Annotated in this window: 16 protein-coding genes, 3 tRNA genes, 4 rRNA genes, 1 other RNA gene and 1 other annotated feature (1 of these 25 running past the window's edge); of the genes, 19 read left to right on the top strand and 5 right to left on the bottom strand. The window is 44.9% G+C overall.

Annotated features, from left to right (window positions below; genetic code table 11):
- The first annotated feature begins 46 nt into the window (after nucleotides 1-46).
- Together NSS75_RS00055 and rrf are read left to right on the top strand one after the other, a co-directional pair.
- Nucleotides 47-2,974, top strand: a 23S ribosomal RNA gene (locus NSS75_RS00055).
- A 53-nt stretch (nucleotides 2,975-3,027) separates the two neighbouring features.
- Nucleotides 3,028-3,143: ribosomal RNA gene (gene rrf / locus NSS75_RS00060) — 5S ribosomal RNA — on the top strand.
- A 37-nt stretch (nucleotides 3,144-3,180) separates the two neighbouring features.
- Here rrf and NSS75_RS00065 read toward each other — a convergent pair.
- Nucleotides 3,181-4,131 (bottom strand): YaaC family protein, encoded by a 951-nt coding sequence (locus NSS75_RS00065; RefSeq protein ID WP_116429902.1) that lies wholly within the window; start codon nucleotides 4,129-4,131, stop codon nucleotides 3,181-3,183.
- A 120-nt stretch (nucleotides 4,132-4,251) separates the two neighbouring features.
- Here NSS75_RS00065 and guaB point away from each other — a divergent pair, with 120 nt between their 5' ends.
- From guaB to NSS75_RS00095, 6 genes are all read left to right on the top strand, one after another.
- On the top strand, nucleotides 4,252-5,718 hold the full coding sequence (gene guaB, locus NSS75_RS00070) for an IMP dehydrogenase (protein WP_024123587.1): 1,467 nt from the start codon (nucleotides 4,252-4,254) through the stop codon (nucleotides 5,716-5,718).
- A gap of 154 nt (nucleotides 5,719-5,872) precedes the next feature.
- Nucleotides 5,873-7,204, top strand: a complete 1,332-nt coding sequence (dacA, locus tag NSS75_RS00075) for a D-alanyl-D-alanine carboxypeptidase (protein ID WP_024123588.1) — start codon at nucleotides 5,873-5,875, stop codon at nucleotides 7,202-7,204.
- Between the two features lie 196 nt (nucleotides 7,205-7,400).
- The gene (gene pdxS, locus NSS75_RS00080; protein ID WP_024123589.1) at nucleotides 7,401-8,285 is read left to right on the top strand and encodes a pyridoxal 5'-phosphate synthase lyase subunit PdxS; all 885 of its coding nucleotides are present in this window, start codon (nucleotides 7,401-7,403) and stop codon (nucleotides 8,283-8,285) included.
- A 20-nt stretch (nucleotides 8,286-8,305) separates the two neighbouring features.
- Nucleotides 8,306-8,896: a pyridoxal 5'-phosphate synthase glutaminase subunit PdxT gene (pdxT, locus tag NSS75_RS00085; protein ID WP_024123590.1), complete on the top strand. Its 591-nt coding sequence runs from the start codon at nucleotides 8,306-8,308 to the stop codon at nucleotides 8,894-8,896.
- Between the two features lie 52 nt (nucleotides 8,897-8,948).
- Nucleotides 8,949-9,161: a binding site (T-box leader), on the top strand.
- Nucleotides 9,162-9,227: 66 nt separating this feature from the next.
- Nucleotides 9,228-10,505, top strand: a complete 1,278-nt coding sequence (serS, locus tag NSS75_RS00090; protein WP_059293409.1) for a serine--tRNA ligase — start codon at nucleotides 9,228-9,230, stop codon at nucleotides 10,503-10,505.
- A gap of 132 nt (nucleotides 10,506-10,637) precedes the next feature.
- Nucleotides 10,638-10,730 (top strand) — tRNA-Ser (locus NSS75_RS00095).
- A 114-nt stretch (nucleotides 10,731-10,844) separates the two neighbouring features.
- On the opposite strand, the gene dck is transcribed toward NSS75_RS00095, so the two are convergent.
- From dck to NSS75_RS00115, 4 genes are all read right to left on the bottom strand, one after another.
- Nucleotides 10,845-11,498 carry a deoxyadenosine/deoxycytidine kinase gene (dck, locus tag NSS75_RS00100; protein ID WP_024123592.1) on the bottom strand — a complete coding sequence of 218 codons (654 nt, stop codon included), beginning with the start codon at nucleotides 11,496-11,498 and terminating at the stop codon, nucleotides 10,845-10,847.
- Nucleotides 11,495-12,118, bottom strand: a complete 624-nt coding sequence (dgk, locus tag NSS75_RS00105; protein WP_326366405.1) for a deoxyguanosine kinase — start codon at nucleotides 12,116-12,118, stop codon at nucleotides 11,495-11,497. The genes dck and dgk overlap by 4 nt, the downstream gene beginning before the upstream one ends.
- A gap of 98 nt (nucleotides 12,119-12,216) precedes the next feature.
- On the bottom strand, nucleotides 12,217-13,500 hold the full coding sequence (locus tag NSS75_RS00110; protein ID WP_038954334.1) for a glycoside hydrolase family 18 protein: 1,284 nt from the start codon (nucleotides 13,498-13,500) through the stop codon (nucleotides 12,217-12,219).
- A 62-nt stretch (nucleotides 13,501-13,562) separates the two neighbouring features.
- Nucleotides 13,563-14,114 carry an isochorismatase family cysteine hydrolase gene (locus tag NSS75_RS00115; protein ID WP_024123595.1) on the bottom strand — a complete coding sequence of 184 codons (552 nt, stop codon included), beginning with the start codon at nucleotides 14,112-14,114 and terminating at the stop codon, nucleotides 13,563-13,565.
- Between the two features lie 83 nt (nucleotides 14,115-14,197).
- Between NSS75_RS00115 and tadA the strand changes: the two genes are divergently transcribed.
- The 11 genes from tadA to NSS75_RS00170 all read left to right on the top strand — a co-directional run.
- Nucleotides 14,198-14,683, top strand: coding sequence for a tRNA adenosine(34) deaminase TadA (gene tadA, locus NSS75_RS00120; protein ID WP_024123596.1), 486 nt, complete (start codon nucleotides 14,198-14,200; stop codon nucleotides 14,681-14,683).
- 82 nt (nucleotides 14,684-14,765) lie between these two features.
- An RNA gene (ffs, locus tag NSS75_RS00125) (signal recognition particle sRNA large type) lies at nucleotides 14,766-15,030 on the top strand.
- A 128-nt stretch (nucleotides 15,031-15,158) separates the two neighbouring features.
- A complete protein-coding gene (dnaX, locus tag NSS75_RS00130; RefSeq protein WP_024123597.1) occupies nucleotides 15,159-16,853 on the top strand; it encodes a DNA polymerase III subunit gamma/tau in 1,695 nt (564 codons plus the stop codon).
- A gap of 23 nt (nucleotides 16,854-16,876) precedes the next feature.
- Nucleotides 16,877-17,200: a YbaB/EbfC family nucleoid-associated protein gene (locus NSS75_RS00135; protein ID WP_014112282.1), complete on the top strand. Its 324-nt coding sequence runs from the start codon at nucleotides 16,877-16,879 to the stop codon at nucleotides 17,198-17,200.
- A 14-nt stretch (nucleotides 17,201-17,214) separates the two neighbouring features.
- A complete protein-coding gene (recR, locus tag NSS75_RS00140; protein ID WP_024123598.1) occupies nucleotides 17,215-17,811 on the top strand; it encodes a recombination protein RecR in 597 nt (198 codons plus the stop codon).
- Nucleotides 17,812-17,829: 18 nt separating this feature from the next.
- A complete protein-coding gene (locus tag NSS75_RS00145; RefSeq protein ID WP_024123599.1) occupies nucleotides 17,830-18,054 on the top strand; it encodes a YaaL family protein in 225 nt (74 codons plus the stop codon).
- Between the two features lie 66 nt (nucleotides 18,055-18,120).
- Nucleotides 18,121-18,384, top strand: a complete 264-nt coding sequence (bofA, locus tag NSS75_RS00150) for a sigma-K factor-processing regulator BofA (RefSeq protein ID WP_024123600.1) — start codon at nucleotides 18,121-18,123, stop codon at nucleotides 18,382-18,384.
- Nucleotides 18,385-18,629: 245 nt separating this feature from the next.
- A 16S ribosomal RNA gene (locus tag NSS75_RS00155) occupies nucleotides 18,630-20,179 on the top strand.
- Between the two features lie 101 nt (nucleotides 20,180-20,280).
- Nucleotides 20,281-20,357 (top strand) — tRNA-Ile (locus NSS75_RS00160).
- A 12-nt stretch (nucleotides 20,358-20,369) separates the two neighbouring features.
- A tRNA-Ala gene (locus NSS75_RS00165) sits at nucleotides 20,370-20,445 on the top strand.
- A gap of 81 nt (nucleotides 20,446-20,526) precedes the next feature.
- Nucleotides 20,527-21,300, top strand: a 23S ribosomal RNA gene (locus tag NSS75_RS00170); it runs 2,154 nt beyond the window's last position.
- Together the 16S and 23S rRNA genes with 2 tRNA genes alongside form the textbook arrangement of a ribosomal RNA operon.

Genomic DNA, 21,300 nt, shown 5'->3' on the forward strand with positions numbered 1-21,300 from the left:
ACATTCAATTAGTAACACAAGATATCACATAGTGATTCTTTTTAACGGTTAAGTTAGAAAGGGCGCACGGTGGATGCCTTGGCACTAGGAGCCGATGAAGGACGGGACGAACACCGATATGCTTCGGGGAGCTGTAAGCAAGCTTTGATCCGGAGATTTCCGAATGGGGAAACCCACCACTCGTAATGGAGTGGTATCCATATCTGAATTCATAGGATATGAGAAGGCAGACCCGGGGAACTGAAACATCTAAGTACCCGGAGGAAGAGAAAGCAAATGCGATTCCCTGAGTAGCGGCGAGCGAAACGGGATTAGCCCAAACCAAGAGGCTTGCCTCTTGGGGTTGTAGGACACTCTATACGGAGTTACAAAGGAACGAGGTAGATGAAGAGGTCTGGAAAGGCCCGCCATAGGAGGTAACAGCCCTGTAGTCAAAACTTCGTTCTCTCCAGAGTGGATCCTGAGTACGGCGGAACACGTGAAATTCCGTCGGAATCCGGGAGGACCATCTCCCAAGGCTAAATACTCCCTAGTGACCGATAGTGAACCAGTACCGTGAGGGAAAGGTGAAAAGCACCCCGGAAGGGGAGTGAAAGAGATCCTGAAACCGTGTGCCTACAAGTAGTCAGAGCCCGTTAACGGGTGATGGCGTGCCTTTTGTAGAATGAACCGGCGAGTTACGATCCCGTGCAAGGTTAAGCAGAAGATGCGGAGCCGCAGCGAAAGCGAGTCTGAATAGGGCGCATGAGTACGTGGTCGTAGACCCGAAACCAGGTGATCTACCCATGTCCAGGGTGAAGTTCAGGTAACACTGAATGGAGGCCCGAACCCACGCACGTTGAAAAGTGCGGGGATGAGGTGTGGGTAGGGGTGAAATGCCAATCGAACCTGGAGATAGCTGGTTCTCTCCGAAATAGCTTTAGGGCTAGCCTCAAGGTAAGAGTCTTGGAGGTAGAGCACTGATTGGACTAGGGGCCCCTACCGGGTTACCGAATTCAGTCAAACTCCGAATGCCAATGACTTATCCTTGGGAGTCAGACTGCGAGTGATAAGATCCGTAGTCGAAAGGGAAACAGCCCAGACCGCCAGCTAAGGTCCCAAAGTATACGTTAAGTGGAAAAGGATGTGGAGTTGCTTAGACAACCAGGATGTTGGCTTAGAAGCAGCCACCATTTAAAGAGTGCGTAATAGCTCACTGGTCGAGTGACTCTGCGCCGAAAATGTACCGGGGCTAAACGTATCACCGAAGCTGCGGACTGTTCTTCGAACAGTGGTAGGAGAGCGTTCTAAGGGCTGTGAAGCCAGACCGGAAGGACTGGTGGAGCGCTTAGAAGTGAGAATGCCGGTATGAGTAGCGAAAGAGGGGTGAGAATCCCCTCCACCGAATGCCTAAGGTTTCCTGAGGAAGGCTCGTCCGCTCAGGGTTAGTCGGGACCTAAGCCGAGGCCGAAAGGCGTAGGCGATGGACAACAGGTTGATATTCCTGTACCACCTCCTCACCATTTGAGCAATGGGGGGACGCAGGAGGATAGGGTAAGCGCGGTATTGGATATCCGCGTCCAAGCAGTTAGGCTGGGAAATAGGCAAATCCGTTTCCCATAAGGCTGAGCTGTGATGGCGAGCGAAATATAGTAGCGAAGTTCCTGATTCCACACTGCCAAGAAAAGCCTCTAGCGAGGTGAGAGGTGCCCGTACCGCAAACCGACACAGGTAGGCGAGGAGAGAATCCTAAGGTGATCGAGAGAACTCTCGTTAAGGAACTCGGCAAAATGACCCCGTAACTTCGGGAGAAGGGGTGCTCTGTTAGGGTGCAAGCCCGAGAGAGCCGCAGTGAATAGGCCCAGGCGACTGTTTAGCAAAAACACAGGTCTCTGCGAAGCCGTAAGGCGAAGTATAGGGGCTGACGCCTGCCCGGTGCTGGAAGGTTAAGAGGAGCGCTTAGCGTAAGCGAAGGTGCGAATTGAAGCCCCAGTAAACGGCGGCCGTAACTATAACGGTCCTAAGGTAGCGAAATTCCTTGTCGGGTAAGTTCCGACCCGCACGAAAGGCGCAACGATCTGGGCACTGTCTCAACGAGAGACTCGGTGAAATTATAGTACCTGTGAAGATGCAGGTTACCCGCGACAGGACGGAAAGACCCCGTGGAGCTTTACTGCAGCCTGATATTGAATGTTGGTACAGCTTGTACAGGATAGGTAGGAGCCTTGGAAACCGGAGCGCTAGCTTCGGTGGAGGCATCGGTGGGATACTACCCTGGCTGTATTGACCTTCTAACCCGCCGCCCTTATCGGGCGGGGAGACAGTGTCAGGTGGGCAGTTTGACTGGGGCGGTCGCCTCCTAAAAGGTAACGGAGGCGCCCAAAGGTTCCCTCAGAATGGTTGGAAATCATTCGCAGAGTGTAAAGGCACAAGGGAGCTTGACTGCGAGACCTACAAGTCGAGCAGGGACGAAAGTCGGGCTTAGTGATCCGGTGGTTCCGCATGGAAGGGCCATCGCTCAACGGATAAAAGCTACCCCGGGGATAACAGGCTTATCTCCCCCAAGAGTCCACATCGACGGGGAGGTTTGGCACCTCGATGTCGGCTCATCGCATCCTGGGGCTGTAGTCGGTCCCAAGGGTTGGGCTGTTCGCCCATTAAAGCGGTACGCGAGCTGGGTTCAGAACGTCGTGAGACAGTTCGGTCCCTATCCGTCGCGGGCGCAGGAAATTTGAGAGGAGCTGTCCTTAGTACGAGAGGACCGGGATGGACGCACCGCTGGTGTACCAGTTGTTCTGCCAAGGGCATCGCTGGGTAGCTATGTGCGGACGGGATAAGTGCTGAAAGCATCTAAGCATGAAGCCCCCCTCAAGATGAGATTTCCCATTCCGCAAGGAAGTAAGATCCCTGAAAGATGATCAGGTTGATAGGTCTGAGGTGGAAGTGTGGCGACACATGGAGCTGACAGATACTAATCGATCGAGGACTTAACCTAATTTCTAATGATGTCACACCTGTTATCTAGTTTTGAGAGAACACTCTCAATTGTTTGGTGGCGATAGCGAAGAGGTCACACCCGTTCCCATGCCGAACACGGAAGTTAAGCTCTTCAGCGCCGATGGTAGTCGGGGGTTTCCCCCTGTGAGAGTAGGACGCCGCCAAGCAAGGGTAAAACCCAGCTCATTGAGCTGGGTTTTTTGTTTATATATATTGTTGCAGGAATTTCAAAACGTATTTGGGAAATTTGTTTTCCGTTACCATTAAAAACTGCTGAATTAACACGTAATCATCACTGACATGCTGCGTTAACAGCTCATACCACCATTCTGTCTCATACCTCGCAATCATTCCTATGTTGTACAAAATTAAATAATGGATTGTTATTTCCGGAAGTTTAAGAAACTGATCTCGTTTAGAAGGAATATAATATTGTCTTTTGTCCAAATCAAATAATAGGCTGATTGACGTCCATGGATTTATGTCTTGCCGCGAAAGGTGGAACAGCAGGTTATCTTTATCTTTTTTCAAAAAGGTCCATTTAAAATGGTGAGACATATATTCAATAAATCGTGAATCAGACATCTTATAATGAATCACGATATCCTCTGGTATAGAAACCATGTCCTTTTCCTTCTCAACCTTTATAATAAAACGTTCCTTTTTCTGAAATTGAAAAATATCACTTAATTCTGGTATAGCGGCTAATAACTTTTTCATAGTATACCGTTCATCTTCTATACCTGATTGACCAAATAAGTGTTTCATGAAGTGCATACATAAACCGTTGCGTTGTATTTTCACTTCATCATCGCTAAAACAATAATTTTGCTTCTTTCTTTTACGCGCTGTGACGCCATGTGCGAGAACTGATGTATGGCTTGGGTAGTGAGGATCCTGTGTGATGAGACATGCTTTGATCAGCTGTGACATCCCGTAGAATAAAAGAATCGGTTTGATTTCTAAAGGCGAGCAAGAGGCTTGCTTATAAAATGATTCAGCATGCTTCAAGAAGAAAATAAATCGCTCGCTGTTTTTAAAAGAGTTCTGTTTCGCCTCATCTGCACCATTTAAGACATAGACTTTTTCTAGAAATTTCTGGGTTGATTCTACGGAGTAAAATAGCGCTAAGTCTTTCCAATCATGATATGTCATATGTATTTCTAATTCCTTTCCGTTATCTAAATATTTCAACTCTTTTTCGGTTCCTTGACATGCTCTTGGCTTGTTGATAATCTACATATAATATTTTGCCGAAAAGAGGGGGATTTACTAATGTGGGAAAGTAAATTTTCAAAAGAAGGCTTAACGTTCGATGATGTGCTGCTTGTACCAGCTAAGTCAGAGGTACTTCCGCGTGATGTGGATTTATCTGTTGAACTTACAAAGACGTTAAAGCTGAATATTCCTGTCATCAGCGCAGGTATGGACACTGTAACAGAATCAGCAATGGCGATTGCAATGGCTAGACAGGGCGGCTTGGGCATCATTCATAAAAATATGTCGATCGAGCAGCAGGCTGAACAAGTTGATAAAGTAAAACGCTCTGAACGAGGCGTTATTACAAATCCCTTCTTTTTAACTCCTGATCACCAAGTTTTTGATGCGGAGCATTTGATGGGGAAATACAGAATTTCCGGTGTTCCGATTGTAGATAACAAAGAAGACCAAAAGCTTGTCGGTATTATCACTAACCGCGACCTTCGTTTTATTTCTGATTACTCAATGAAAATCAGCGATGTTATGACAAAAGAAGAACTTGTCACTGCACCGGTTGGAACGACTTTAGACGAAGCTGAAAAGATTTTGCAGAAACATAAAATTGAAAAGCTTCCACTCGTTGATGATCAAAATAAATTAAAAGGTCTTATCACGATTAAAGACATTGAAAAAGTTATCGAGTTCCCTAACTCATCTAAAGACATTCACGGCCGTTTGATCGTTGGCGCGGCAGTTGGTGTAACTGGCGACACGATGACACGCGTGAAAAAGCTTGTAGAAGCCAATGTGGATGTCATTGTTATCGATACAGCACACGGGCATTCTCAAGGCGTGTTAAACACAGTGACAAAGATCCGTGAAACGTATCCTGAATTAAATATTATCGCTGGAAACGTAGCAACAGCTGAAGCGACAAAAGCACTCTTCGAAGCTGGTGCTGATGTTGTCAAAGTAGGAATCGGACCTGGTTCAATTTGTACTACTCGTGTGGTAGCAGGTGTTGGTGTACCTCAAATCACAGCGATTTATGACTGTGCGACTGAAGCAAGAAAACATGGCAAAACAATTATCGCAGACGGCGGAATTAAATTCTCTGGCGATATTGCAAAAGCATTGGCAGCCGGCGGACATGCTGTTATGCTTGGAAGCTTACTGGCAGGTACGTCAGAAAGCCCTGGTGAAACTGAAATCTACCAAGGCAGAAGATTCAAAGTATACCGCGGTATGGGATCTGTGGCTGCAATGGAAAAAGGAAGTAAAGACCGTTACTTCCAAGAAGAAAATAAAAAATTCGTTCCAGAAGGCATTGAAGGACGCACACCTTACAAGGGGCCAGTTGAAGAAACAGTTTATCAGCTAGTCGGCGGTCTTCGTTCTGGTATGGGATATTGCGGATCTAAAGATCTTCGCGCTTTAAGAGAAGAAGCTCAGTTCATTCGTATGACTGGTGCAGGCCTTCGTGAAAGTCATCCGCATGATGTACAGATTACAAAAGAATCACCGAACTATACAATTTCATAAATAAATTGTTACAAATTAAAAACATTTGACAGGGTCTCTGACTCTGTCTATTTTTTTTATACCGATTATGATAAAATTTATACTGTTGTGCATTGAAAATGTCCTTAACGGCTTAATTATAGATGAAGAAAAATGAAATACGGAGGTCGTACGATTGAACATCAAGAAATGTAAACAGCTATTGATGTCATTGGTTGTTTTAACACTGGCCGTAACTTGCCTGACTCCAATGTCAAAAGCAAAGGCTGCCAGCGATCCAATTGATATCAACGCATCAGCTGCTATTATGATCGAAGCTTCTTCAGGTAAAATTCTTTACAGCAAAAACGCAGAGAAAAGACTGCCAATTGCAAGTATGACAAAGATGATGACAGAGTATCTGTTATTAGAAGCAATTGATGAAGGCAAAGTAAAATGGGATCAAACCTATACGCCTGATGACTATGTGTATGAGATTTCCCAAGATAACAGTTTATCAAACGTTCCTCTTCGAAAAGACGGAAAATACACAGTAAAAGAACTTTATCAAGCGACAGCAATCTATTCTGCAAATGCGGCTGCGATTGCCATTGCAGAAGTTATTGCAGGCTCTGAAACAAAGTTCGTTGAAAAAATGAATGCAAAAGCAAAAGAACTGGGATTAACAAATTACAAATTTGTTAATGCAACAGGTCTTGAAAACAAAGATCTTCACGGCAAGCAGCCTGAAGGGACAAGCGTAGATGAAGAAAGTGAAGTTTCTGCTAAGGATATGGCTATTCTTGCAGATCACCTGATTACTGACTACCCTGAGATTTTAGAAACTTCCAGCATCTCAAAAATGAAGTTCAGAAAAGGCACAGATGATGAAATGGACATGCCGAACTGGAACTTTATGCTGAAGGGTCTAGTCAGCGAGTACAAAGGTGCAACTGTAGATGGACTGAAAACAGGTTCTACTGACTCTGCGGGTTCATGTTTCACAGGAACTGCTGAAAGAAACGGAATGCGTGTCATCACTGTGGTGTTAAACGCAAAAGGCAACATTCACACTGGCCGTTTCGATGAAACGAAAAAAATGTTTGATTATGCTTTCAACAATTTCTCAATGAAAGAAATTTATGCTGAAGGCGATCAGGTAAAAGGCCATAAAACCATTTCTGTAGATAAAGGTAAAGAGAAAGAAGTAGGCATTGTCACAAGCAAGGCATTTTCTCTTCCTGTCAAAAATGGTGAAGAAAAGAATTACAAAGCAAAAGTCACTTTAAACAAAGACACTTTGACTGCCCCTGTGAAAAAAGGGACGAAGGTTGGGAAACTGACTGCGGAATATACAGGTGATGAAAAGGACTATGGATTCCTTAACAGCAGCCTGGCAGGTGTAGACCTTGTGACGAAAGAAAATGTAGATAAAGCAAACTGGTTTGTTTTAACAATGCGCAGCATCGGCGGATTTTTCGCTGGTATCTGGGGAAGCATTGTTGATACAGTAACTGGCTGGTTTTAATGAATGGAAAGAGCTCTGATTGATGTTAGGGCTCTTTCGCTTAATATACTGAAAAAACCCAATTTTTAATAAAAAATGATTTTCAAAGCCCTAAAAACCGAATAAAATAAGTTATATCCATATGAATTATTGGATTTCTAGGATACAATAAGAAATAGAAATCATATAACTATACCTTGATTAGGGGGACCAAGAAATGGCTCAAACAGGTACTGAACGTGTAAAACGCGGAATGGCAGAAATGCAAAAAGGCGGCGTCATCATGGACGTCATCAATGCGGAACAAGCAAAAATTGCTGAAGAGGCTGGAGCTGTCGCTGTAATGGCGCTAGAACGTGTACCAGCTGATATTCGTGCGGCTGGAGGAGTTGCCCGTATGGCAGACCCTACAATCGTGGAAGAAGTAATGAATGCTGTATCCATCCCTGTAATGGCAAAAGCGCGTATCGGACATATTGTTGAAGCGCGTGTGCTTGAGGCTATGGGTGTTGACTATATTGATGAAAGTGAAGTTCTGACTCCGGCTGACGAAGAATTTCATTTGAATAAAAATGAATATACAGTTCCTTTCGTGTGCGGCTGCCGTGACCTCGGCGAAGCAACACGCCGTATTGCTGAAGGCGCTTCTATGCTTCGTACAAAAGGTGAGCCTGGAACTGGTAATATCGTTGAAGCTGTTCGCCATATGCGCAAGGTAAACGCTCAAGTACGCAAAGTAGTTGCAATGAGCGATGATGAGCTGATGACTGAAGCGAAAAATTTGGGAGCGCCTTATGAGCTGCTTCAACAAATTAAAAGAGACGGTAAACTTCCTGTCGTTAACTTTGCGGCTGGCGGCGTAGCGACTCCTGCTGATGCGGCACTTATGATGCAGCTTGGCGCTGACGGTGTATTTGTTGGTTCTGGTATCTTCAAATCAGACAATCCTGCAAAATTTGCAAAAGCAATTGTGGAAGCAACAACTCACTTCACTGATTATAAATTGATTGCAGAGCTTTCAAAAGAGCTTGGAACTGCAATGAAAGGGATCGAAATCTCAAATTTACTTCCAGAACAGCGTATGCAAGAACGCGGCTGGTAAGAATATAGGAGAGCTGCGACATGTTAACAATAGGTGTACTAGGACTTCAAGGAGCAGTAAGAGAGCATATCCATGCAATTGAAGCATGCGGTGCAGCTGGACTTGTTATTAAACGCCCAGAGCAGCTAAACGAAATTGATGGTTTAATTTTGCCGGGCGGAGAAAGCACGACAATGCGCCGTTTAATTGATACGTATCAATTCATGGAGCCATTGCGTGAGTTTGCTGCTCAGGGAAAACCGATGTTTGGGACATGTGCCGGTTTAATTATTTTAGCAAAGGAAATTGCCGGTTCAGATAACGCTCATTTAGGTTTGCTGAATGTAGTTGTTGAACGGAATTCGTTTGGCCGGCAGGTTGACAGCTTTGAAGCTGATTTAACAATTAAAGGGCTGGACGAACCTTTCACTGGTGTATTCATCCGTGCGCCGCATATCTTGGAAGCCGGTGAAAATGTTGAAGTGCTTTCTGAGCATAACGGACGCATTGTTGCGGCTAAACAGGGTAATTTCTTGGGCTGTTCGTTCCATCCGGAGCTGACAGAGGATCATCGAGTGACAAAGCTGTTCGTTCAAATGGTCGAGGAATACAAGCAGAAAGCCCTTGTATAAAACAGTTGAAAGCTGTGGAAACTTATAGTACATTATAAACACAAATAAAGATCGAAAAGCGTTGATAGGAACTAGTAGGAAGCCTCTCTTTCTAAGAGAGCCGATGGTTGGTGCGAATCGGTGAAAGATGCTGTCTGAATCCATCCTTGAGCGAAATGCTGAATGAAGTAGGCATTTACGGGATAACCGTTATGTGTGAAAGCGGAAAACAAGTCTATGGCTTGTTTTCAATCAGGGTGGCAACGCGAGAGCTCTCGTCCCTTTCAGGGGGATGAGGGCTCTTTTTATTTTCGATAATTCAATGAATTTAATGAAAAAAGGAGAGTTTCGCATGCTTGATACGAAAATGCTGAGAGCAAATTTTCAAGAAATTAAAGCAAAGCTTGTACACAAAGGCGAAGACTTAACAGATTTTGATAAGTTCGAGGAGCTTGATGATAAAAGAAGAGAGCTTATCGGAAAAGTAGAAGAACTAAAAGGAAAACGGAATGAAGTATCCCAGCAGGTAGCTGCTTTGAAACGCGAGAAAAAAGACGCGGATCACATCATTAAAGAAATGCGTGAAGTCGGCGAGGAAATTAAAAAACTTGATGAAGAATTAAGAACAGTAGAATCTGCGCTTGAGACCATTCTTCTTTCAATCCCGAATATTCCGCATGAATCAGTGCCAGTCGGTGAAACGGAAGATGATAACGTAGAAATCCGGAAATGGGGCGAAACACCTTCATTTGCATACGAGCCAAAACCGCATTGGGATATTGCTGATGAGCTCGGCATTCTTGATTTTGAACGTGCTGCGAAGGTAACAGGAAGCCGCTTCGTGTTTTATAAAGGCTTAGGTGCTCGTTTGGAGCGTGCGCTTTATAACTTTATGCTTGACCTTCATGTGGATGAGTATAACTATACTGAGGTTATCCCGCCTTATATGGTAAACCGTGCAAGCATGACGGGAACAGGACAGCTTCCAAAGTTCGAAGAGGATGCGTTTAAGATCAGGGAAGAGGATTACTTCTTGATTCCGACTGCTGAAGTGCCGATCACAAATATGCATCGGGATGAAATTCTGTCAGGTGACAGCCTGCCGATTAATTATGCGGCATTCAGTGCCTGTTTCCGTTCAGAAGCTGGTTCAGCAGGGCGCGATACACGCGGATTAATCCGTCAGCACCAGTTTAATAAAGTGGAGCTTGTGAAGTTTGTAAAGCCGGAAGATTCTTATGATGAGTTAGAAAAACTAACAAACCAGGCTGAGCGTGTGCTCCAGCTGTTGGAACTTCCATACCGTGTAATGAGTATGTGTACGGGAGATTTAGGATTTACGGCTGCGAAAAAATACGATATAGAAGTTTGGATTCCGAGCCAAGACACATATCGTGAAATTTCTTCTTGCAGCAACTTCGAAGCGTTCCAAGCCAGACGCGCGAACATTCGTTTCAGACGTGAAGCGAAAGGCAAACCAGAGCATGTACACACATTGAACGGCTCAGGTCTGGCAGTCGGAAGAACAGTTGCCGCTATTTTAGAAAATTATCAGCAGGAAGACGGAAGCGTCATTATACCAAAAGTGCTTCGTCCTTATATGGGAAATAGAGAAGTCATCAAAGCGTAATGCGGAAAAGGTGTGCCTGATAAGGCACGCCTTTTCGCTATTTGAATTAAACATTTTCATAAAAACAAAAAAAGTTTTCAAAAATGCTTGACCATCATAAAACATTCATGATATAGTAAGTCTTGTCGATACGGAGGAATACCCAAGTCCGGCTGAAGGGATCGGTCTTGAAAACCGACAGGGGTGTCAAAGCCCGCGGGGGTTCGAATCCCTCTTCCTCCGCCATATTGATTTTAATTCTAATGAAACTCAAGCATATATTGGAGATTGTTTTGTCCGTTGCATCGTTCGCAACGGATTTTTTAATATCATAAAAAAGTGAATCTCAGGTCATGAGATTCACTTTTTTTTCGTTTCATGAATGACAGTTGCGATTTGATCAACAATGTTCTCGATAGAACTTTCATCATTCTTCAAGTCATAATCCTCAATACGGATTTTCAGGACAGGGCAAGCGTTAAAACCGCTGATCCAGTTTTCGTAACGCGTGTGCATTTCTTCCCAATAAGACCGATCTGTTTGAAGCTCCATTTCACGTCCGCGTTCTTCAATCCGGGCTAATATGTTTTCCAGATCGCCTTCTAAATAGATCAAGACATCAGGATGCGGGAAATATGGTGTCATGACCATTGCTTCAAACAGGCTTGTATAGGTTTTATAATCAATCTTTGACATCGTCCCTTTGTCAGCGTGCATTTTTGCAAAAATCCCAGTATCCTCATAAATGGAACGATCCTGTACAAACCCTCCGCCGGCTTCAAAAATATTTTTCTGTTCTTTGAATCGTTCAGCTAAGAAGTAAATTTGCAGATGGAAGCTCCAGCGTTCAAAATCATGATAGAATTTTTCTAAGTATGGGTTATGATCGACTTCCTCAAGAGAGGTTTTAAAGCCAAGCCGTTTAGCCAATGCTCTTGTTAAAGTAGATTTTCCGACACCTACTGTTCCTGCTACTGTAATGATTGAATTCTCAGGGATATGATGTTCCTTCATTTTATAAGCTCCTTTACATGGGCGGCAATACGTTCAAAATCGCTCTTATTCAAAACGAAATCCTCTGAATCGCCATCTATTGTTAACACCGTAAGATCTGGGTCTGCTTCCTGCAGCTGCTTGATGGCGATGTCATAATCTGCGATCAGCTGTTCCAAATAGCTTGTTTCAATTTTTTTCTCAAAGGGACGCCCGCGCTTTTCAATGCGGTGTAACAATGTGGGCAGACTTGCCTTTATGTAAATGATGAAATTTGGCTTTGGAAGATCATCGGTAAGAAGATGAAAAATCTTTCTGTATTTGTTGAGCTGCTGTTCAGACAGCGTTCGTTCCGCAAAGATCACATTTTTATAAATATGATAATCAGCTATCACAGGCTGTCCTTCTTTTAAAAAGTGATGGCTGGTATCCTCAAGCTGTTTGTACCTGTGACAAAGAAAAAACATCTCAAGCTGGAAGCTCCATTCCTCTATGTTGTCATAAAACTTATCAAGGTATGGGTTATCCTCAACAATCTCACTGATCATAGGGAATCCAAGCTCTTGTGAAAGCATCGTCGCGAGCGTTGTTTTTCCTGCCCCGATAGGACCTTCAACTGCGATAAAAGGGGCTGTATTCATTGGAATCCTCCTTATTTCTAAAAAACGTCCGTCAATTGCTGACCTTCATATTGTATCACAACCCTTGGATTCCCCTATGAAAAAAAGACGTTTCCAAATTAACGGAACGTCTTTTTGACAACTTGAAATTGATCAGAAAGCAGCAGCCAGTTTTGAGGAAAGGAAAGCCCCAGCTTCCAGTAGCTGATCCCTCTTAAATTAAGCTCTTTAATCAGATTGAATTTGGCCTGAATCGAACGGGCGTCTTCAAACCACACCTCGTGCCTTTTGTTTTCTGCATCAGTATAGCGGAAGAAAGGGGCTTGGGCGGTTTGGTCATACTGGATGTCGGCATTGTTTTGTTCGGCTATGACAATGGCTTGCTGAGGGCTTATTGCTCTTGCCGGAGTTCCTCCTGCTGTGTATGGCAGTGTCCAGTCATATCCATATAAATTCTGCCCCATGACAATTTTATTGGCGGGCATTTCGGTTAAAGCATATTCAATGACGTTCCGAACAGGTCCTATTGGAGAAACGGCTTGAGCGGGTCCGCCGCTGTATCCCCATTCATATGTCATGAGGACAACAAAGTCTACAATTTGGCCATGTGCTCTGTAATCATGGGCTTCGTACCATCTGCCCTGCTGTGTTGCGCTTGTTTTAGGGGCAAGCGCCGTAGAAATTTCTAAGCCTTCTTGATGAAAAAGATCCCTTGCCTCGCGGAGAAATTGATTATATGCCTCTCTATCCTGGGGCCGTAAGTATTCAAAGTCAAAATGAATAGCACGGAAGCCATATCTTCTGGCATTCTCGACTATTTCATTCAAAAGTCTTCTTTTCACAGTATCGTCGTTCAAAAGGATCCGGCCGAGCTCATCGCTGAATGCCTGGTTTTCTAGGTTCGTTATAATCATCATCAATGTCGTGCCTTGATTCTCTGCAATGCTTCTTAAATTCGTTAAAGGCGGTGCGACTAAGGTTCCATCACGCTGTGCCTGGAAACTGAATGCGCCAAGGTACGTTAAGTAGGGCGATGCTTCTCTGGCCGCCTGCTGGAGATTTTCGCTGACTTGATTTCCGCGTGGCTCCAAATAAGCGCTTGATTCAATGTCTCTTTTTGGAACTGGAGGAATGTATAAACGGAAACCAATCTGCAGTACGGTATTTAACTGGATGCGGTTCACCCTGGCAAGCTCAGCTGCTGTTGTATTAAATTGCTGTGCGATGGATGTCAGGGTATCACCTTGTTGAACATCATAAAACTGGCCAGCTATTGGAATAACAATGGTTTGTCCGACAACAAGGCTGTCGGGATTCGGTATTTCATTCGTTTCTGTGATTTCGTTGGCAGTTGTTCTGTATTGTGAAGCGATAGCAGAAAGAGTGTCGCCTTGTTTCACCACATAAATTTGAATGAAAAACGCCTCCTTTCATATCGCTACAATGTATGAAAGGAAAGCGCTAATCATGTTTGTTTTTCTGTAATTTGTTCTTCAGTTGTAATTTCTGCGAAAAGAACATTTTCCATCATGGTTAGAGCGAATTCATTGTCCTTATCGCTGTTAGAAGCAATGCAGTCCTTAGGTATTGTAATGCTGTATTCTCTCATGTAAGCATCATTAGCAGTAAACAGCACGCATATATTTCCGGCTATCCCTGTTAAGACAATGCGTTTCACCTGTAATTCAGTCAGGAGGGTATGGAGGGCTGTTTCATAAAAAGCGGAGTGTTTCGGCTTGATTAAAAAATAGTCGGTATCCTCGGGCGATATCTTTTCAATAATGGCCTTGCTTTTCTCGTTTTCACATTCTTGCTGGATATTTTGGATATCCGCTTGCCAAAGCCCGTAATGATCATTAATGTATATAATCGGCCAGTCATTTTGTCTCGCGTGCTTTTTTAATGATAAAATGTGAGGAACGATTTTTTCTGTTTTGTTGGCGAGACTTTCTCCCATATCAAATTCAAAATTATTGATCATGTCTACAATGAGAAGAGCTGTGTCTGCTTTAGACATCGACAGTCTCCTTTCTGTTTAAGTTATAGTTAATATGTAGCCTTTTTAGGTAAGGAAAAAACTTTGAAAAGAGAGCTAATCTGATGAATCAAGATGAACTTTATATGAAAGAAGCAATAAAAGAAGCGAAAAAAGCTGAAGCGAAAGGCGAGGTGCCGATCGGGGCCGTGCTTGTTGTGAATGATAAAATCGTGGCACGCGCGCACAATTTAAGAGAAACAGAGCAGCGGTCTATCGCTCATGCGGAAATGCTTGTGATTGATGAAGCGTGCAAGTCACTTGGAACATGGAGACTGGAAGGCGCAACACTTTACGTTACCCTTGAGCCTTGTCCGATGTGTGCCGGAGCCGTCGTGCTTTCACGCGTGGAGAAAGTAGTATTTGGCGCATTTGATCCAAAAGGAGGCTGTTCAGGCACGTTAATGAACCTTCTTCAGGAAGAACGCTTTAATCATCAGGCTGAAGTGGTGAGCGGTGTGCTGGAGGAAGAATGCGGAGGAATGCTCAGTGCGTTTTTCAGAGATCTGAGAAAAAAGAAGAAAGCTTCTAGGAAAAACTTGTCTGAGTAGTAAGGTTGCAATTTTTAGGGGAAAAGGATATACTTATGTGTGCATCGTCATAGATGCGACATAAAATTTGATATTTATTTTGCCGTGCTAAGCGGGGAGGTAGCGGTGCCCTGTACCCGCAATCCGCTCTAGCGGGGCCGAATCCCTTCTCGAGGTTCGTTTACTTTAAGGTCTGCCTTAAGTAAGTGGTGTTGACGTTTGGGTCCTGCGCAATGGGAATTCATGAACCATGTCAGGTCCGGAAGGAAGCAGCATTAAGTGAAACCTCTCATGTGCCGCAGGGTTGCCTGGGCCGAGCTAACTGCTTAAGTAACGCTTAGGGTAGCGAATCGACAGAAGGTGCACGGTAAATCAATCATCAAATTTTCAAACTCACCTAATATTAGGTGAGTTTTTTGTTATGTAAAAGAGCTTTTGGAATCGATACACGGTTCATGTATAATGGGAATGATGAATAACGGAGGAGGGCGCACCCGTGAGTTACCAAGCTTTATATCGAGTATTCAGGCCTCAGCGCTTTGAAGATGTGGTCGGACAAGAGCACATTACAAAAACGCTTCAAAATGCCCTTTTGCAAAAGAAATTTTCTCATGCTTATCTGTTTTCCGGGCCAAGGGGTACGGGAAAAACCAGTGCGGCCAAAATATTTGCCAAAGCTGTCAACTGTGAACACGCTCCTGTTGATGAGCCATGTAACGAATGTGCAGCCTGTAAAGGGATAACAAACGGGTCCATATCCGATGTCATAGAAATTGACGCTGCTTCTAACAATGGTGTTGATGAAATTCGTGACATCCGCGACAAAGTGAAGTTTGCCCCATCGGCCGTCACATATAAGGTATATATCATAGATGAGGTGCATATGCTTTCTATCGGCGCCTTTAATGCGTTATTAAAAACATTAGAAGAGCCGCCTGAGCATTGTATTTTCATTTTAGCAACAACAGAACCGCACAAAATTCCTTTAACCATTATCTCCAGATGTCAGCGTTTTGACTTCAAGCGAATTACATCCCAAGCGATTGTCGGACGTATGAACAAAATAGTTGATGCTGAAGAGCTGCAGGTTGAAGAAGGGGCGCTCGACATTATTGCGAGTGCTGCAGATGGCGGTATGAGGGATGCTTTGAGCCTTCTTGATCAGGCAGTCTCATTCAGCGGCGACGAGCTAAAAGTTGATGATGCGCTTCTGATTACCGGAGCAGTTTCTCAATTATATATAGGAAAGCTCGCGCAATCTCTGCATGAAAAACATGTTTCTGAAGCTTTGGAAACATTGAATGAGCTGCTTCAGCAAGGGAAAGACCCGGCGAAGCTGATAGAGGATATGATTTTCTATTTCAGGGACATGCTGCTGTTCAAAACAGCTCCTGGCTTAGAGGGTGTACTGGAAAAAGTAAAAGTCGATGAAACGTTCCGTGAATTGAGTGAACAAATTCCGACCCAGGCGATATATGAAATGATTGATATCCTGAACAAGAGTCATCAGGAAATGAAATGGACGAACCATCCCCGCATCTTCTTTGAAGTGGCTGTGGTGAAGATTTGCCAAACGTCTCATCAACCAGCTGCTGCAGACCTGCCTGAAGTTGATATGCTGATGAAAAAAATCCAGCAGCTTGAGCAAGAAGTAGAACGGCTCAAAACAACCGGCGTAAAAGCAGCGGCGGAAAGTCCGAAAAAAGAAGCGCCGCGTGCGCCAAAAGGCGGGAAATCCAATTACAAAGCGCCGGTAGGTAGAATTCATGAAATTTTGAAGGAAGCAACGAGGACGGACCTTGATCAGCTCAGAAGCAGCTGGGGCAAGCTTCTGGCTCACCTGAAACAGCAAAACAAAGTATCACATGCTGCGCTGCTGAATGACAGTGAACCTGTGGCTGCAGCTTCTTCGGCATTTGTACTGAAATTCAAATATGAAATACATTGTAAAATGGTCGCCGAGGATAACAACGGTGTCCGGACTAATCTTGAACAGATTTTAGAATCTATGCTCGGAAAAAGAATGGATTTGATTGGCGTTCCAGAAGCACAATGGGGTAAAATAAGAGAAGAATTTTTAGTAGATCATCAGCAGGAAAATGAAGGATCAAATGAGCCGGCTGAAGAAGATCCGCTTATTGCAGAAGCAAAAAAGCTTGTCGGAGCGGATTTAATTGAAATAAAAGACTAACAAAATGAAAGAGAGTGGATAATATGCGTGGCGGAATGGGAAATATGCAAAAAATGATGAAACAAATGCAAAAAATGCAAAAGGATATGGCCAAGGCTCAAGAAGAGCTTGCAGAACAGGTAGTTGAAGGAACTGCAGGCGGCGGTATGGTAACAGTTAAAGCAAACGGCCAAAAAGAAATTCTGGATGTCATCATTAAAGAAGATGTAGTTGACCCGGAAGATATCGAAATGCTCCAGGACTTAGTGCTTGCTGCAACGAATGAAGCCTTGAAAAAAGTTGACGAGATCACAAACGAAACAATGGGTCAATTTACAAAAGGAATGAACATGCCAGGTTTGTTCTAGGGGGATAAAAGAAAATGCAATATCCTGAACCAATATCAAAGCTGATCGACAGCTTTATGAAATTGCCAGGGATCGGACCGAAAACAGCGGTCCGTCTGGCTTTTTTTGTTCTAGGTATGAAAGAAGATGTGGTATTAGATTTTGCGAAAGCATTGGTAAATGCGAAACGCAATCTGACATATTGCTCAGTTTGCGGGCATATTACAGACCAGGACCCTTGTTATATATGTGAAGATTCACGAAGGGATAAGTCCATTATCTGTGTTGTGCAAGACCCTAAGGATGTTATTGCTATGGAGAAAATGAAAGAATACAACGGCCAGTATCATGTTCTCCACGGCGCCATTTCTCCAATGGACGGCATCGGACCAGAGGATATAAAAATACCAGAATTGTTAAAACGATTACAGGATGATCAAGTGACAGAAGTGATTCTCGCAACAAACCCTAATATAGAAGGGGAAGCAACAGCGATGTATATATCAAGGCTCTTGAAGCCATCTGGTATTAAGCTCTCCCGTATTGCCCACGGACTGCCCGTCGGCGGTGACTTGGAATATGCTGATGAGGTCACTCTTTCTAAGGCACTTGAAGGAAGACGTGAATTGTAAGGGAGGAAAAAGCGATCCATGGGTTTTCTTCGCAAGAAAACATTGAGAAGAGAGTTTGATGAAAAACTAATCGAGCAGCTTTTTAAGCAAAAGGAAGAGTGGAACAGGCAAAAGAAGCTGGTTGAAAAAAGCCTTGAACCATCAGCTGAAGTTTTATGCGAGCTGAAGGTAGCTGAAGCGAAGTATTTTTTTTACTTGAGGGAAGCGAAACAGCGGAATTTGAAAATCAGCCGGTGGAAGTAAGTGGTCTAAACTCCTGGATCTTCTCATAAGCTTGTACTAGAACAAGTGAAGGGGATGAGAAGATTCATGGAGCCTATTTTTATTATAGGGATTATTTTAGGACTAGTTGTTCTTCTATTTTTATCAGGTTCGCCTGCAAAGCCTTTAAAGTGGATTGGTATAACTGCTGTTAAATGTGTAGCGGGTGCTTTGTTGCTGGTATGTGTGAACATGTTCGGAGGCAGCCTCGGCATCCATGTGCCGATTAATATTGTCACAACAGCCATAAGCGGAATCTTGGGCATACCGGGAATAGCAGCATTAGTAGTGATTAAGCATTTTATTATTTAATTCATATTATATGTTGACTTTAAGACGTAAGGGTGTTATTCTAATATACGTCGCTGATGACGGATAAGCTTTTTAAAGAAAATACAAAAAAGTTGTTGACGGAAACGGCGTAAAATGTTATGATTATAAAGTCGCTTAAAGAGCGATAGCGAAGTTCTTTGAAAACTAAACAAGACAAAACGTACCTGTTAATTCAAGTTTTATTATAAAATCGCACAGTAATGTGCGTAGTCAGTCAAACTACTTTATCGGAGAGTTTGATCCTGGCTCAGGACGAACGCTGGCGGCGTGCCTAATACATGCAAGTCGAGCGGACAGATGGGAGCTTGCTCCCTGATGTTAGCGGCGGACGGGTGAGTAACACGTGGGTAACCTGCCTGTAAGACTGGGATAACTCCGGGAAACCGGGGCTAATACCGGATGCTTGTTTGAACCGCATGGTTCAAACATAAAAGGTGGCTTCGGCTACCACTTACAGATGGACCCGCGGCGCATTAGCTAGTTGGTGAGGTAACGGCTCACCAAGGCAACGATGCGTAGCCGACCTGAGAGGGTGATCGGCCACACTGGGACTGAGACACGGCCCAGACTCCTACGGGAGGCAGCAGTAGGGAATCTTCCGCAATGGACGAAAGTCTGACGGAGCAACGCCGCGTGAGTGATGAAGGTTTTCGGATCGTAAAGCTCTGTTGTTAGGGAAGAACAAGTACCGTTCGAATAGGGCGGTACCTTGACGGTACCTAACCAGAAAGCCACGGCTAACTACGTGCCAGCAGCCGCGGTAATACGTAGGTGGCAAGCGTTGTCCGGAATTATTGGGCGTAAAGGGCTCGCAGGCGGTTCCTTAAGTCTGATGTGAAAGCCCCCGGCTCAACCGGGGAGGGTCATTGGAAACTGGGGAACTTGAGTGCAGAAGAGGAGAGTGGAATTCCACGTGTAGCGGTGAAATGCGTAGAGATGTGGAGGAACACCAGTGGCGAAGGCGACTCTCTGGTCTGTAACTGACGCTGAGGAGCGAAAGCGTGGGGAGCGAACAGGATTAGATACCCTGGTAGTCCACGCCGTAAACGATGAGTGCTAAGTGTTAGGGGGTTTCCGCCCCTTAGTGCTGCAGCTAACGCATTAAGCACTCCGCCTGGGGAGTACGGTCGCAAGACTGAAACTCAAAGGAATTGACGGGGGCCCGCACAAGCGGTGGAGCATGTGGTTTAATTCGAAGCAACGCGAAGAACCTTACCAGGTCTTGACATCCTCTGACAATCCTAGAGATAGGACGTCCCCTTCGGGGGCAGAGTGACAGGTGGTGCATGGTTGTCGTCAGCTCGTGTCGTGAGATGTTGGGTTAAGTCCCGCAACGAGCGCAACCCTTGATCTTAGTTGCCAGCATTCAGTTGGGCACTCTAAGGTGACTGCCGGTGACAAACCGGAGGAAGGTGGGGATGACGTCAAATCATCATGCCCCTTATGACCTGGGCTACACACGTGCTACAATGGACAGAACAAAGGGCAGCGAAACCGCGAGGTTAAGCCAATCCCACAAATCTGTTCTCAGTTCGGATCGCAGTCTGCAACTCGACTGCGTGAAGCTGGAATCGCTAGTAATCGCGGATCAGCATGCCGCGGTGAATACGTTCCCGGGCCTTGTACACACCGCCCGTCACACCACGAGAGTTTGTAACACCCGAAGTCGGTGAGGTAACCTTTATGGAGCCAGCCGCCGAAGGTGGGACAGATGATTGGGGTGAAGTCGTAACAAGGTAGCCGTATCGGAAGGTGCGGCTGGATCACCTCCTTTCTAAGGATATTTACGGAATATAAGACCTTGGGTCTTATAAACAGAACGTTCCCTGTCTTGTTTAGTTTTGAAGGAACTTTGTTCCTTGAATAAGTTAAGATGGGCCTGTAGCTCAGCTGGTTAGAGCGCACGCCTGATAAGCGTGAGGTCGGTGGTTCGAGTCCACTCAGGCCCACCATCTTATACAAATGGGGCCTTAGCTCAGCTGGGAGAGCGCCTGCTTTGCACGCAGGAGGTCAGCGGTTCGATCCCGCTAGGCTCCACCAACGTGTTCTTTGAAAACTAGATAACAGTAGACATCACATTCAATTAGTAACACAAGATATCACATAGTGATTCTTTTTAACGGTTAAGTTAGAAAGGGCGCACGGTGGATGCCTTGGCACTAGGAGCCGATGAAGGACGGGACGAACACCGATATGCTTCGGGGAGCTGTAAGCAAGCTTTGATCCGGAGATTTCCGAATGGGGAAACCCACCACTCGTAATGGAGTGGTATCCATATCTGAATTCATAGGATATGAGAAGGCAGACCCGGGGAACTGAAACATCTAAGTACCCGGAGGAAGAGAAAGCAAATGCGATTCCCTGAGTAGCGGCGAGCGAAACGGGATTAGCCCAAACCAAGAGGCTTGCCTCTTGGGGTTGTAGGACACTCTATACGGAGTTACAAAGGAACGAGGTAGATGAAGAGGTCTGGAAAGGCCCGCCATAGGAGGTAACAGCCCTGTAGTCAAAACTTCGTTCTCTCCAGAGTGGATCCTGAGTACGGCGGAACACGTGAAATTCCGTCGGAATCCGGGAGGACCATCTCCCAAGGCTAAATACTCCCTAGTGACCGATAGTGAACCAGTACCGTGAGGGAAAGGTGAAAAGCACCCCGGAAGGGGAGTGAAAGAGATCCTGAAACCGTGTGCCTACAAGTAGTCAGAGCCCGTTAACGGGTGATGGCGTGCCTTTTGTAGAATGAACCGGCGAGTTACGATCCCGTGCAAGGTTAAGCAGAAGATGCGGAGCCGCAGCGAAAGCGAGTCTGAATAGGGCGCATGAGTACGTGGTCGTAGACCCGAAACCAGGTGATCTACCCATGTCCAGGGTGAAGTTCAGGTAACACTGAATGGA

The sequence above is a fragment of the Bacillus sp. FSL K6-1012 genome, from assembly GCF_037964915.1.
Lineage (GTDB): Bacteria > Bacillota > Bacilli > Bacillales > Bacillaceae > Bacillus > Bacillus halotolerans.